Below are 14,312 nucleotides of genomic sequence, written 5' to 3'. Positions count from 1 at the left end.
CCGACTGCTGAGAGCCGAAAGCCTTTACGCTACCAATTTGTGCTCCGGCACTCTTTCACGCAACACTTTCAATGCGCGGCTCATTTGGGTTTCTACCGTTTTGACCGAAATTTTCAAACGTTCTGCTATGTCACGATACCGTAAACCTTCCTCACGGCTTAGCCTGAAAATGACCTGGCATTGGCGTGGCAAATCCTGGATGCATCCCTCAACGCGTTCGTAGAATTCGTTAAAAGCCATTTCTTCTATCGGTGTATAATGATCTGCGTGCGTCAGATTCCACTGCACGTTATCAATTGATTCGCGCTCGTATTGACGGTGAATTTTCAATTTTAAATAATCAAGTGCCTGATTCCGCACTGCCCTGTATATATAGGCCTGAAAAGAAGTATGTACTTCAATTTGTTCCCGGTTCTTCCAAAGTTTTACGAAAACATCCGAAACCACTTCTTCTGCGATTTCTCTTGTTACCACAACCCGCATCGCATAATTACAAAGGGAGCGATAGTGATGTGTAAACAATTCACGAAAAGCTAAATAATCCCCATTGGCGACTACCTTACCAAACAGATTTTCCAGAAGACTTTTCTGCGAATAAACGGCTGGTAATACATTAGTAAACGATTTCGTTTCCATCAACATTTGGTATAGGTTAATATAGAAAAATTCTCAGATTATTGTACGCACCATTCAGTGCAACTACCTCTATTGTTCGTCTAGTTTAGTGATTGGTTCGTTGATATACAAAAATAAATCTTGAAAAAAATCAATATATTTACGCAACCGTTCCCGAAACCGTTCCCGGAAAATCATTTTTCCCGGAACAGAGAGAAATAATTTGATTTTTGCCCCAATTTTCACTCTGGTGCATTTCAAAGATTAAATATTATAATTGCATTATTCTGATATCCTCTTCTTTATGAGAAAAGCGTCGATTACCATTAAGGAAATAGCAAGACAGTTAAATGTTTCAAAATCAACGGTTTCGAGAGCACTGCGCGATAGTCCGGAAATTAGTGAAGAGACAAAGAAGAGAGTTATTGCCTTGGCAGAATCACTCAATTATTCTCCCAATCCGATTGCATTGAGTTTACTTAGAAACCGGACGCAAACGCTGGGTATTATCGTTCCGGATATTGCCAATCCGTTTTTTTCCACAGCAATCGGTGGTGTTGAAGATATTGCGTACAGCCGCGGTTATCATACGATGATTTACCAAAGTCACGAATCTTATGAACGCGAACTGGCTGATACCAAACATATTGCCACAAGGCGCGTAGATGGGTTGATCGTTTCCATTTCCAGCCAGACGGAGAATCACGATCATTTTGTGGAGTTACAGGAACAGGGTATTCCCGTTGTTTTTTTTGACAGGGTAAGCGAAACCATGCCAAGTCATAAAGTTCGGGTTGATGATTATAAAGGTGCTTATGAAGCTACCGAACATTTGATCAGTCGTGGGTGTAAGAGCATTGCACATATAGCCGGCCCCGCCAATCTTTCAATTAGTCGTAACAGATTGAAAGGTTATCAGGATGCATTAACACATCATGGCATTGAATTGCATGACGAATGGGTGGTAAGCAGTGAGTACAATCAAGCTGGCGGTACGGAACGTGCTTATCAGTTAATGGCGTTGAGAAACCGGCCGGATGCGATTTTCGCTGCCAGCGACCGGATCGCCATTGGCGTTCATTGGGCCTTGCGGCAATTGGGTTACCGGATGCCGGATGATGTGGCCATTGTCGGCTTTTCTGACCTTTCCATTTCTTCTTTATTGGATCCGCCGCTGAGTTCCGTTGCACAACCTTCTTTTGAGATGGGGCAACTGGCGGCAACTTTATTATTAGATCTTATAGAAAGCAAAAGCACCCCGGTCGCTTTCGAAACCAGGGTGCTTACATCTAATCTTATTATCAGAAAATCGTCAATGAAAGAATTAGTTGGTGATTGATTTCAACTTTCTTTCGAACTCAGACAAAATTCTTTCTTTCATTGCTACTTTACGTTTCTGGATATTGATCCGTCCCTGCGCTTGTTTGTCTTGCTCAGGATCGCCGGTAGCTGTTCTGTCAAACTCGATGATCGCGAATTCAAGATCGCTTTTCTCGCGTTTGGCAAGCCATTCCAATTCTCTCAATTTCGTGCGAAGCTGTTCTTCCTCGCTTTTCATTTCGAAAGCAGGATATTTGCGGCTAATCACACGGGCCAGATAACTTAATTCAAAAATTTTGTCACAAACAGAACGGAAACGTTCAGCCAGTTCTTTGTCGGCAAGTTTGAAAGGAATTTTAATTTCTTTCCATTTGCTCAACAATACTTTTGCTTCCTGCGATGCTTCGACGATATCCTTTTGCCTTAACAAAGTTTCAGCGCGTGCCAGTAATGCCTGTTGTTCAACAATTCTTGGGTCAACACGTACCTTAGGTTCGATACCTTTGGCAAGATTATACTTGTCATAAAATAATTTAAGGAAATGGCGGTAAGCCTTATTTACCTTAAAGAATCTTTTTGGAGGAACCTCTCCCACATTGTTCCATGCCACCCGTACTTCGCGTGCTTTGTTATAAGCATCATCAAGGTCGCGGGAATAACTCAGTGTTTTCGTGATTTTAATCAAACGCTCGTATTCATCGATACGCTCCTGATTAATTTTATTTTGTTCATCAAAATAATCACGGCGTCTCTGGAAGAAAGAATCCAGAATTTCCTGGAAAGTAACCTCTACTTCATCCTGAAATTCTTTTTCAACCGGCCCCGTACGAATCCACTTTGCTTTGATCTCCTGAATCTGATCAGTTGCCGCTGCATAATCTTCAATAGCAGCCGCCACTTTTACATCTTCAATCAGTGCGCGTTTGATTTCAAGGTTTTTTAATTGATTAATTTCAATTAAACCCCGTAAATACTCTTCCTTTTCCTGAAGTCTTTCCAACAGAGGGACGAAATCTCCCAATGCGTCAAAACTTATCAGTTTCCGTTGCAACTGTATAAGTTTTGTCAAGTAAGAACCTTTGTTGAGCGCTTCATCAATTTCAGTCTCCAGTTGTTCTACCTTATTAAGTACGATAGAAAAACGGTTTTTGAAATAATCGATCGCTTCTTGTTCCGTCCTTTTTACTTCTCCAATTTGCCGGTCTGGGTACTCCAAATACCCTTTTAAAAATACTTTGCTGTCTTTAACATAGCCGTATTCATCATTCAATGTGGCATTTTCCATTCTTTCAAGTTTTTTATCTGCTAAGTGTAGGGATAATAACGATATTTGCTAAGCACAAATTAACTAAAAAATGAGTAACGAAACCATTATTTTCTCAATGTCGGGAGTTAACAAAATCATTCCCCCCAACCGACATATCATAAAAAATATTTATTTATCCTTTTTTTATGGAGCTAAAATTGGTGTACTAGGGTTAAATGGCTCTGGTAAATCTACACTTTTACGCGTCATTGCAGGTATAGATAAAGACATTCAGGGGGACGTTGTGTTTTCTCCTGGCTACTCTGTCGGCATGTTGGAACAAGAACCAAAGCTTGATCCGACCAAAACCGTTCGCGAAGTTGTTGAAGAAGGAGTACAGGAAATTGTAGATCTTTTGAAAGAATACGATCAGATCAACGAAGCGTTCGGTGAGGAAGATGCCGATTTTGACAAATTATTAGAAAGACAAGGTACCGTTCAGGAAAGATTGGACGCTACCGATGCCTGGAATCTTGACAACCGTCTGGAAGTTGCGATGGATGCTTTACGCTGCCCGCCTTCTGACGCTTTGGTTTCCACACTTTCTGGTGGAGAAAAACGCCGGGTAGCGATGTGCCGTCTTTTACTTCGTCAGCCTGATGTTTTATTACTTGATGAACCAACCAACCATTTGGATGCGGAATCAGTACTTTGGCTTGAAGAACATTTAAGACAATATAAAGGAACTGTAATTGCAGTAACCCACGACAGGTACTTCCTGGATAACGTAGCAGGCTGGATTCTTGAGCTGGATCGTGGTGAAGGAATTCCATGGAAAGGAAATTATACGTCCTGGCTGGAACAAAAGCAGGAGCGTCTGAAAAAAGAAGAAAAAACAGAATCCAAGAGACAAAAAACGCTTGCACGTGAACTTGAATGGGTACGTATGGGCACCAAGGGTCGCCAGGCAAAATCCAAAGCACGTCTTGGTGCTTACGAAAGATTATTGGGTGAAGAAGGGAGAGAAAAAGAAGATAAACTGGAAATCTTTATCCCCGCTGGTCCAAGATTGGGTAGCAAAGTAATTGAGGCTCACGACGTTTCGATGGGTTTTGGTGATCGTTTGTTATATGAAAATTTAAATTTTGCACTTCCGCCAAATGGTATTGTAGGTATAATCGGTCCAAATGGTGCGGGGAAAACTACATTGTTTAAACTCATTACAGGCGAGCTTAAACCCTTACATGGCCATTTTGACGTTGGAGACACGGTTCAACTGGCTTATGTGGATCAGGAACACGATAATCTGGATGCCAATAAAACCGTTTATCAAAGTATTGCAGACGGAAACGACTGGATCATGATGGCCGGTAAACAATCCAACGCGCGCGCTTATGTGAGCCGCTTTAACTTCGGTGGTGGTGATCAGGAGAAAAAAGTAGGAACGCTGTCGGGTGGAGAACGAAATCGTGTCCATTTGGCCATGACTTTGAAGGAAGGCGGAAACCTTCTTTTACTCGATGAGCCTACCAATGATCTGGATATCAATACACTTCGTGCATTGGAAGAAGGTTTGGAAAACTTTGCAGGCTGTGCCGTAATCATTTCCCACGATAGATGGTTTCTTGACCGGGTTGCTACACATATATTGGCTTTTGAAGGAGATTCTCAGGTTTATTGGTTTGAAGGAAACTTCTCTGAATATGAAGAAAACAGAAAGAAAAGATTAGGTACCGAAGCTACTCCGACGAGGATTAAATATAAAAAACTGGTTTAGTCAGTTACAAATTCTTGCTTTTAAAAGGCGGCTCATACCTATAGCCGCCTTTTTTATTTTACGACCTAATTCGATAGCAATTAAACGCTCATAGCGATAATTTCACATTATATTTTTACCGTTCACTAACTTTTTTTAAATTTTTTCAATAACAATAAAAATATTTATTATTGTAAATAATAAATAAAATATATAATTATTTGATTAAAAATAGCAAAAATAGAGTATTTTAGGCGAAAATTTTTGTATCAGTGATCGAATCCAATATTTCCAACGTATAGAATGCAACTACGTTGATAGTATAAATTCTACGATAATGTAGTATGTTTAAAAGCGGAAAAGTCAACCACTTAATAGACGTTCGATCATATGTGCGGAAAAAACTACTTTACTTTACTTCTTTGCTCTTTCCGGGTGTTTAATAATATTAAGTCAAGTTTTAAAATTATTTTCATTCTCTGTATTTGTAATTCAAGTCTCCGGGCACAAACCGAAATCATTCTGAACACAACAGGATATGGTTTTAGTAATGACCAGGAAAACGGAATCAACAATGAACAATGGGAATATATAAAAAAATTTGCCGCTCTTACATACAATGGCCAGGATGCCAGCGTTTCTGCTGTTCGTCTGCATATAGAATGGAATCAATATGAGCCAACGCCGGGAAATTATCAGCGCGCTAAAATAGTTGCAGCCGTAAAGGCGCTTTCATCATTAAAGCCAGGGATGAAGTTTGCCCTTCATTTTCCTTACCAACGCCCCGGCTACTGGAATGACTCTTACTTTGGCAGTTCTGATGTGGCCCAAACAAAAAGCGGGGCTCTCGTAAGATCAGAAATTGCCTATACCTGCCCTTCCATTTTTTCGGATTATGCTCAAACCAGATTTTATGCATTTGTGGATGATGTACTGACGCAAATCAAAGATTATTATCCACAATTATTATACGTCCAAATGGGCAACAGCCCTGCGGAAGAATTTGCCATTCCGTTTAATAGTGGGAGTTCTGGTCCGGATCCAGGTTTTTTTGAACAAAAAGCACTGGAATCATGGAGAACCAAATTTTTACCACTTCGTTTCCCAAACCAAACAACGGCAACCTGGGGAACTCAAAAAGTTAATATAAGCACTGCTCCTCAACCTACTGACGGAAATTACAATTCTGATATGGGGAGAGATTTACATCGTTTTGCCGGCTGGGGACTTTTAAAGAAATTCGAAGGATTTTATAAAGTTGTAAAAAGTCACGGCCAATCTATAAAAGTCCTTTATTTTGTCTCTGACTTTGGAACGCCACAGGGAAATTTGTCACATCTTCACAACAGTACGCTGCCTTTGGCATTGGAACTGGCAGATGGAATATATACTTCCGATGGAACAACACGATATGACCTTCAGAAAAAAATATTAGCACTGGATGTACTTAAAGGTACGAATCCTGATAAAATAGCAGCTATTGAATTTGATCCGGAGGATTTGGGAGAAGAAACAGGCGGAACAAACATTGACGGGACCATACCGTATGAATGGATGCCAAGAGCTTATAAACACGGCGCGGACTATGTTCACATAGCCATGCACTATTCTGACGGGGCAATGAACCAGCTGTCTTATGCGCTTGCTTTGATAAAATCAACCTATGTAGGCCAAAACTATAAGGCACCGGCCCGTACTGCATCTGTTCCTGTTAATATTTACCCGAAAGTATTTACTGATCAGAATTTATTTCAACAGTGGAATGATTTGGCCGGCGGCAATTGGTCAGTTACGGATAATGCTCCAAAATCAATAAAAATGGGAGATGACGGATACTGGGATAACCTTTGGGATAGTAATAATTTGCTGCCTTGTACTTTTACTGTCCAGGCATCAACTTCTTCAGACAAGCCTTCGGCCGGCGCAAACACAACCTTGTCAGTTAATTGTGAAGGCGGAGAATGTGGCGACGTAAAATATACCTGGAATGGCGAAGGTGTTACCAATAAAACCGGATCTGCCATTGAAATACAAGCACCATCTACGAATGGAGATTATGTATATACGGTAAAAACCAACCGGGATGGATGTAGTGCCAAAGTAGCTACTACATCACTTGCTGTTGGAAATCCTCTGCCAGTAACTTTGACCAGTTTCACAGCAACAAAATCAGAAAAGGCGGCCTTACTGAATTGGGCTACTACTACGGAGGTCAACAGTGATCGTTTCGATGTTGAACATAGCACCGATGGAAAAAACTGGGAGATTTTAGGAAACGTAAAATCAAATGGTGAGACGAATCAGACGCTTTCAAAATATTCTTTTACAGATGTGCAGCCGATGAATGGCGAAAATCTTTATCGTTTAAAGATGATCGACAACGACGGAACCTATGCTTACAGCAGAATTCGCAGTGTCATATTTGAAACAGAAAGTCTGGCAGTTGCTTATCCAAATCCTGCAATAAATAAATTAACCATCACAGCAGGTGACTGGAGTAAAATTGATAAAGTGCAAATCCTGAATTTATCGGGAACCGTTATTTACGAATCCGACAATAAATCAGGCCCTGAAATCAATGTAAGCAATTTGACACCAGGGTCTTATATATTAAGATTAGTCCACACGAGCGGTTCACAGGAAACTCAGAAATTCGTCAAAAGAGGTTAATAATTTAAAATTCACTTCCTCATAGCAACATAAAAGCGGCTGCCGGAAATAACGGATAGCCGCTTTTTCCTTTAAGGTTTACTATTTTTGGTCTGCGGAACAAATCTGTCATTTGCCCAAAGATCAATTCTTAGTAACTTCGCTTCGAATCAGCCATTACGATTATAAATAATGAGTCAGAATACTTCATCCAGAAAAATACATTTTATCTCCATAGGCGGGAGTGTTATGCACAATCTTGCCATTGCATTACATCAAAAAGGCTATATCGTTACCGGATCCGATGATGAAATTTACGAACCTTCGGTCAGTCGCCTTGCAAAACATAATCTTTTGCCAGCTGAAACGGGCTGGTTTCCTGGGAAAATTACTGCCGATCTTGAATCAGTAATTTTGGGAATGCACGCCAGAGAAGATAATCCGGAATTAAAAAAAGCACAGGAATTGGGTATCAAAGTTTATTCATATCCTGAATATATTTTTGAACAAAGTGTCGATAAACAACGTGTGGTCATAGCCGGAAGTCACGGAAAAACAACCATTACTTCCATGATTCTGCACGTATTGAATTTCAACAAACGTGTTTTTAATTATCTGGTCGGTGCTCAGGTTGAAGGTTTTGAAAATATGGTCAAACTTTCGGATGATGCTCCTGTGATTGTCATTGAAGGCGATGAATATTTCACATCACCTCTGGACAGAACGCCCAAATTTATGCATTACCAGCCACATATGGCACTTATCAGTGGTATTGCCTGGGATCATTACAATGTTTTTCCAACCTGGGAATCCTATGTAAAACAATTTGAGCTACTTGCCGATTCTATACCAAAAGCAGGAGCTATTGTGTTCGACCAAACTGATGACATGCTGGATGTTATAGGCCAAAAAGAACGTGCTGACGTGGTAAGTATACCCTACGAAGCGCATCCTTATAAAATTGAAAACGGAAATACTTTCCTGATAACTACGGATCAGGGTGATGTTCCCCTACTGGTTTTTGGTGAACATAATATGAAGAATATCAGTGGAGCGAAAGCTATTTGTGAAAGGCTTGGTATTACCGATGAGGCTTTTTATACAGCCATTCAATCTTTTAAAGGTGCTTCCAAACGCATGGAATTGCTTGGAAGTAATGATACCGTAAATATTTACAGGGATTTCGCCCATGCCCCTTCGAAAGTAGAAGCTACCACAGCCGCTGTAAAAGCGCAGTTCCCTGACCGTAAATTAATTGCATGCGCAGAGTTGCATACTTTCAGCAGCCTTAACAAAACATTTTTGAAACAATACCGGAGAAAAATGAATGCGGCTGACATTGCAATCGTTTACTATAATCCCCTAACGGTAGAACATAAAAGACTCGAACCGATAACAGAAACGGATATCAGGGAAGCTTTCAAACGTGAAGATCTGAATGTTTTTACCGATAGTAAAAAATTATACGATTTTCTGGAAAAGCAGGAATGGAAGGATACCAATTTGCTGTTGATGAGCTCAGGAACTTTTGGAGAACTGGATACCAAAAGCCTGGTAGAAAAAATTATTAAATAAAATATCGCCGTTTTAAATAAGATACAATGCAATCCATCGTAGTCTACTGCGGGTCCAACTTTGGCACAAAGGCCATTTATAGCGAAATGGCCTACGAACTCGGCCGGGAACTGGCAAAGAAAAATATCAAGCTGATTTATGGCGGCGGAAATATGGGACTTATGGGTCGCGTATCCGACGGCGCAATGGATAATGATGGCTCAGCAACCGGAATTATTCCTAATTTTTTGGCTAGGCTGGAAGTCGCAACAAAAACTTTGACGGAACTTCATTTTGTTGAAACCATGCATGAGCGTAAAGCGAAAATGGTATCCCTGTCAGATGGTGTTATTGCTTTACCAGGCGGATTTGGAACATTGGATGAATTATTTGAAATACTTACCTGGTCACAATTGAAGATATTTAAAGGTCCGATCGGGCTTTTAAATATCAATGGTTTTTACGATCATTTGCTCGCTCATTTGGACAAGACGGTAGAAGAAGGATTTTTACATATTGAAAACCGGGAATTACTTCTGGTAGCTAATAACGCTTCGGAACTTCTTGAAAAAATGGAAGCTTTTCATAAAAACTAAAAAGAAAATAAGCTGCCTGATAAATCGTTGTATTTCAAAACGGGAAACTGAAACTTCGTTTTTATTCTATTCAAAAACACACCATATCCTCCAACAAAAAATGCGTGTTCCTCTGCTTTTTATATTTTCTGCACTGATTATTTCACCGGTTTGGGCTCAGCTTGAAAATCTTGGTAAAACGGTTAATACTGAATTTAACGAAATTGCTCCGATTATTTCCCCGGACGGGAAAACGATTTATTTCTCCAGAATCAGTCATCCGCAAAATACAAACGGAACAAAAGGGAGCCAGGATATCTGGTTTTCAGAACTTAAAAACGAAAAGTGGACACCCGCACGCAGATTGCCATCTCCAATAAATAAAGAGGAATATAACAGCCTTTACAGCATAACACCTGACGGAAATACGCTTTTAATCAAGGGTGCCTACAAAGCCGGCGTTTATGAAACCCGTGGATTTTCATTAAGCAAGAAAACAGCCAAAGGTTGGTCGGTTCCAAATAAAATTGATATTCCGAATTATTCAAAAATAAGTAAAGGACAGTTTGATTGCGGTTATTTGTCAACCGACGGAAAGTCATTGGTGATGTCTTTCAGTGAAAAAAAGAACAGCAAAGTCGATGATCTGTATGTTAGTTTTAAACAAAAAAACGGTACATGGACTAAACCAATGAATCTGGGCCCGGAAATCAATACAGAAGATTTTACCGAAACAACACCCTTTCTCGCACCTGACGGCGTAACACTTTATTTTTCGAGCGACCGGAAAGGCAGTCAGGGAAGTAATGACATTTATTACAGCAAACGTATCGACAAATCCTGGAAAAGATGGAGTCGGCCGGTAAATTTGGGTGCAGCTATTAACACAGATGGCTATGACGCTTATTATACCATTTCCGCTGCGGGCGATTATGCCTACATGATTTCTTTCAAAAACACAGAAGGAAAAGGTGATGTGGTACGATATAATTTACAGCCAAAACCTGTTCCCGGTGACACTGCTAAAATACAGCCTAACTTACCAACGTCTGATCCGGTAGTCATGATCAGCGGTAAAGTAATCGACTCAAAAACTGGCAAACCAATAGAAGCGACCATTATATATGAAACCTTGCCGGATGGTGAAGAAGCAGGAACTGCTACTACAAATCCATTAACCGGTGAATATAAAATTGTACTTCCGTACGGGCAAAAATATAGTATGCGGGCCGTTGCCCCGAATTTTATCGCAGAAGGAGAAAGCATTGACCTAACAGATTCTACAACAGCGGGAAAAGGGAAAAATTATAGAGAGATTTCAAACAAATCCTTAAAATTGATCCCGATTGAAGAAGGACAAATTGTTCGTTTGAACAACATTTTCTTTGCTTTTGGTAAGGCAACACTGAATTCAGAATCCTTCCCGGAACTGGACCGTATTGCGATTACGATGAACGAGAATAAAAAATTGTTCATTGAAATCGGTGGACATACAGATAATATTGGTGGTAACGAGACCAACCTCAAACTTTCACAAGACCGCGCTGATGCTGTGCGCGAACATTTAATCAGCAAAGGTATTGAGCCCGATCGCGTGGCAAGTAAAGGTTACGGAGAAACCATGCCAGTTGCTAAAAACGACACGCCGGAAGGCCAACAGACAAACCGGCGCGTGGAATTTAAGATTTTAAAGAAATAAGTCGCGGCACAGTTTTGGTATCTGAATCATTTAATTCAAATCATGCAAAATACCAAATTTACAATTTTGAATATCAGCACCTTGCCAGAATTCAAAAGACTTATTAGAAATGAGGACTTACAATCCCATTTTGATGAGTTGCAGGAAAGCGAGATTTCGATAGATACTTTCAGCTTTTACACTTCAGTTGCAGTTGTTTTTTCTTCCAAAATTGAAGGAGAAGATATCGAGCTTGATTCGTATGTCAAACATAAACGATTTGGTATAGAATTTTTACCGGACTACACACGTAAAATTGATGATTTATATAATTCATATCAGTTTGCGAAAGAATCAGAATTCGTGGAAAAGAACATTCTTCAAGCCCACAAATATCTGACAAAGCATATCTTGCCCAAAAACAGGCAAGGTCAGATAAGAACCGGAAATATGTATGTCACTACTTCTGATGGGAAAATAGAATACGTTGCTGCAAGTCCATTTAATTTGAAAGAGGAATTATTCAACTTTTACCAGGATGTTGATTCTTTATTAAAGGCTGATCTGGATGTTAGTGAAGTGTTTTATTTCGCTTCCATGCTTCATTTAGTGTTCGTAAAAATCCATCCATTTAATGATGGAAATGGCAGAACTTCAAGGCTTATTGAGAAATGGTTTCTTGCCGTGAAACTGGGACCAAAAGCATGGTTACTGCAATCAGAAAAGAATTATTATATGCAGCATCAAACCTATTATAATCACATTCGGCGACTTGGCACGGAATATGATCATCTTGATTATGATAAGGCATTACCTTTTTTATCAATGCTACCCCAGTCTTTAATTCAGCCTAAATAAAACCTTTTCCGCTACATACAACCTCTACTCTCCAGATCTCACCTTCACAAAAATAAAACAAGGAACTAACATTTTTTTAATCCCTGCAACACGATTTTAACTGTACATTTGAGGAATAATTACTCCTTATGACTTCGAAAAAATCTCCGGCAATCGGATTTATATTTGTTACGCTTCTGATTGATGTAATTGGCCTCGGAATTATTATTCCGGTTATGCCAAAACTGATCAGCGAACTGGTTGGCGGCAGCTTAAGCGACGCGGCCCGTTATGGAGGCTGGATTCTGTTTTCTTATTCATTTGTACAATTTATCTGCGCACCTATTGTAGGAGGGCTAAGCGACCAGTTTGGTCGTCGCCCGGTCCTGTTGGCTTCCTTGCTTGGTTTTGCGCTGGATTATATGTTTCTGGCTTATGCACCGAGTATTGGATGGTTATTTGTAGGCCGGATTATCGCGGGAATCATGGGTGCAAGTTTTACAACCGGCGCTGCTTACATAGCCGACGTGAGCACCCCAGAAAAACGTGCTCAGAATTTCGGGCTTATTGGTGCCGCTTTTGGATTAGGCTTTATTATCGGACCGGTTTTAGGAGGTTTATTAGGTCAGTATGGCTCACGTGTTCCGTTTTTGGCAGCGGGCGGACTTTCTCTGGTCAACTGGATTTATGGGTATTTTATCTTACCCGAATCGCTCAAACCTGAAAATCGACGTAAGTTCAGTTGGGATCGTGCTAATCCTGCAGGTGCGCTAAAAAATCTGCAACGCCATCCGGTTATTTCCGGACTCATTGTTTCCCTAGCCTTATTGTACATTGCCAACCATGCAATACAGAGCAACTGGTCGTATTACACTATGGAAAAGTTTCATTGGGACGCCAAGATTATTGGTTATTCTTTAGGAGCCATGGGATTATTGGGGGCAATTGTTCAAGGCGGACTTATCAGGTTGATTATTCCGAAAATCGGCCAGAAGAGAGGTGTCTATATTGGTTTGTTCCTTTATTCCGTTGGCTTTGTTTTATTCGCTTTTGCAGCAGAAACCTGGATGATGTTTGCGTTCATGGTTCCGTATATCTTAGGGGGCATTGCCGGACCATCGTTGCAGGGACTTATTTCAACACAGGTACCAGCAAATGAGCAGGGAGAGTTACAAGGCGCCATGACAAGTCTGATGAGCCTCACATCCATCATTGGCCCTCCGCTAATGAGCAATCTTTTCTATTTCTTCACAAAGCCGACAGCTCCGGTTTATTTTCCCGGCGCGCCTATGCTTATCGCTGCCGTACTGACTTTGGTCAGCGCATATTTGGCGAGAAAAAGTTTAAAAAAGAATTTTTAATAGGTATTGAAAAAACTCAGAGAAAGCAATAAAAGAAAAACAGCAACCCACAGAACATCCACAAAATGCCAGTAACGGGTTATTAATTTGAGCTTCAAGCGATTCGGAGGATTTACACTATAAACAAATGAATCTACATAAGTCCTGTTTTTCAAAGCCTTCTTAAACATGATTCCCAGATAGATTACGCCTATCAGGATATGGATCAAATGTAAACCTGTGAGTATGTAAATAAATCCGAAAGAAGTATTATTCTGATTGCCGAAACTTCTGCTTTCAATAATCTCCATCCAGCCACCAGCCTGAAGTAACATGAAAGTGATTCCAAGCGTAAGTGTTGCGGCAAGAAAAATCCTGTAATGCAGAAAACGTTCCTGAACAAATGCCAGATTAGCTTCATGTAAAGTAATACTGCTGAAAAGAATGACTAATGTACTGAGCCAGAACATGTCAGGCAAAGCTACAAAATGCCAGTTCCCGCCATCTGCCCGAAGAATATATTCAAGAAAAATAACCCCAAACAAAAGGGAACTACCAATAACCCCAAGCCAAAGCATGAACCCGAAAGGCTCTCTCCGCTTCGTAAATGGGTTTTCTTTGTCTTTGGTAGAGTGTTTAGGACTCATTGTTCAATCTCTTTATCAAAACAGGTTAATTCCACGGGAATATAAGTTTTTATAACGACAATTTTTGTAGTATAGATACAACAAGGCCAGAATTA

The 14,312-nt window shown here is 40.3% G+C and carries 11 protein-coding genes; 8 read left to right on the top strand and 3 right to left on the bottom strand.

Annotated features, from left to right (window positions below; genetic code table 11):
• Positions 1-24: 24 nt before the first annotated feature.
• The gene (locus tag FDK13_RS01790) at positions 25-636 is read right to left on the bottom strand and encodes an RNA polymerase sigma-70 factor (protein WP_137338259.1); all 612 of its coding nucleotides are present in this window, start codon (positions 634-636) and stop codon (positions 25-27) included.
• 256 nt (positions 637-892) lie between these two features.
• Between FDK13_RS01790 and FDK13_RS01785 the strand changes: the two genes are divergently transcribed.
• On the top strand, positions 893-1,954 hold the full coding sequence (locus tag FDK13_RS01785; RefSeq protein ID WP_310588049.1) for a LacI family DNA-binding transcriptional regulator: 1,062 nt from the start codon (positions 893-895) through the stop codon (positions 1,952-1,954).
• Here the strand turns inward: FDK13_RS01785 and FDK13_RS01780 are convergent.
• On the bottom strand, positions 1,940-3,220 hold the full coding sequence (locus FDK13_RS01780) for a DUF349 domain-containing protein (protein ID WP_137338257.1): 1,281 nt from the start codon (positions 3,218-3,220) through the stop codon (positions 1,940-1,942). The genes FDK13_RS01785 and FDK13_RS01780 overlap by 15 nt on opposite strands.
• 70 nt (positions 3,221-3,290) lie before the next feature.
• On the opposite strand from FDK13_RS01780, the gene ettA reads away from it, so the two are divergent.
• From ettA to FDK13_RS01745, 7 genes are all read left to right on the top strand, one after another.
• On the top strand, positions 3,291-4,958 hold the full coding sequence (gene ettA / locus FDK13_RS01775; RefSeq protein WP_137338256.1) for an energy-dependent translational throttle protein EttA: 1,668 nt from the start codon (positions 3,291-3,293) through the stop codon (positions 4,956-4,958).
• Positions 4,959-5,327: 369 nt separating this feature from the next.
• Complete coding sequence (locus FDK13_RS01770) at positions 5,328-7,607, top strand: T9SS type A sorting domain-containing protein (protein WP_137338255.1); 2,280 nt, start codon at positions 5,328-5,330, stop codon at positions 7,605-7,607.
• Positions 7,608-7,778: 171 nt separating this feature from the next.
• Positions 7,779-9,161 carry a UDP-N-acetylmuramate--L-alanine ligase gene (locus FDK13_RS01765; RefSeq protein WP_137338254.1) on the top strand — a complete coding sequence of 461 codons (1,383 nt, stop codon included), beginning with the start codon at positions 7,779-7,781 and terminating at the stop codon, positions 9,159-9,161.
• A gap of 26 nt (positions 9,162-9,187) precedes the next feature.
• Entirely contained in the window at positions 9,188-9,736 is a 549-nt protein-coding gene (locus FDK13_RS01760; protein WP_137338253.1) for an LOG family protein, read from the top strand.
• A gap of 100 nt (positions 9,737-9,836) precedes the next feature.
• Entirely contained in the window at positions 9,837-11,414 is a 1,578-nt protein-coding gene (locus tag FDK13_RS01755; RefSeq protein WP_137338252.1) for an OmpA family protein, read from the top strand.
• Positions 11,415-11,456: 42 nt separating this feature from the next.
• Positions 11,457-12,251 carry a Fic family protein gene (locus FDK13_RS01750; RefSeq protein WP_137338251.1) on the top strand — a complete coding sequence of 265 codons (795 nt, stop codon included), beginning with the start codon at positions 11,457-11,459 and terminating at the stop codon, positions 12,249-12,251.
• A 128-nt stretch (positions 12,252-12,379) separates the two neighbouring features.
• The gene (locus tag FDK13_RS01745) at positions 12,380-13,591 is read left to right on the top strand and encodes a TCR/Tet family MFS transporter (protein WP_137338250.1); all 1,212 of its coding nucleotides are present in this window, start codon (positions 12,380-12,382) and stop codon (positions 13,589-13,591) included.
• Here FDK13_RS01745 and FDK13_RS01740 read toward each other — a convergent pair.
• Positions 13,588-14,217, bottom strand: coding sequence for a cytochrome c oxidase subunit 3 (locus FDK13_RS01740; protein WP_137338249.1), 630 nt, complete (start codon positions 14,215-14,217; stop codon positions 13,588-13,590). The genes FDK13_RS01745 and FDK13_RS01740 overlap by 4 nt on opposite strands.
• Between the last annotated feature and the right edge of the window lie 95 nt (positions 14,218-14,312).

Source organism: Dyadobacter frigoris (assembly GCF_005280585.1).
GTDB classification, from domain to species: Bacteria; Bacteroidota; Bacteroidia; order Cytophagales; family Spirosomataceae; genus Dyadobacter; species Dyadobacter frigoris.
This window is presented reverse-complemented; position numbering and strand designations above follow the sequence as displayed.

Coding starts and splice junctions, on each gene's coding strand:
- FDK13_RS01740 (WP_137338249.1), bottom strand. CDS start 14,217: ATGAGTCCTAAACACTCTACCAAAGACAAAGAAAACCCATTTACGAAG.
- FDK13_RS01790 (WP_137338259.1), bottom strand. CDS start 636: ATGGAAACGAAATCGTTTACTAATGTATTACCAGCCGTTTATTCGCAG.
- FDK13_RS01760 (WP_137338253.1), top strand. CDS start 9,188: ATGCAATCCATCGTAGTCTACTGCGGGTCCAACTTTGGCACAAAGGCC.
- FDK13_RS01755 (WP_137338252.1), top strand. CDS start 9,837: ATGCGTGTTCCTCTGCTTTTTATATTTTCTGCACTGATTATTTCACCG.
- FDK13_RS01745 (WP_137338250.1), top strand. CDS start 12,380: ATGACTTCGAAAAAATCTCCGGCAATCGGATTTATATTTGTTACGCTT.
- FDK13_RS01765 (WP_137338254.1), top strand. CDS start 7,779: ATGAGTCAGAATACTTCATCCAGAAAAATACATTTTATCTCCATAGGC.
- FDK13_RS01780 (WP_137338257.1), bottom strand. CDS start 3,220: ATGGAAAATGCCACATTGAATGATGAATACGGCTATGTTAAAGACAGC.
- FDK13_RS01770 (WP_137338255.1), top strand. CDS start 5,328: ATGTGCGGAAAAAACTACTTTACTTTACTTCTTTGCTCTTTCCGGGTG.
- ettA (WP_137338256.1), top strand. CDS start 3,291: ATGAGTAACGAAACCATTATTTTCTCAATGTCGGGAGTTAACAAAATC.
- FDK13_RS01750 (WP_137338251.1), top strand. CDS start 11,457: ATGCAAAATACCAAATTTACAATTTTGAATATCAGCACCTTGCCAGAA.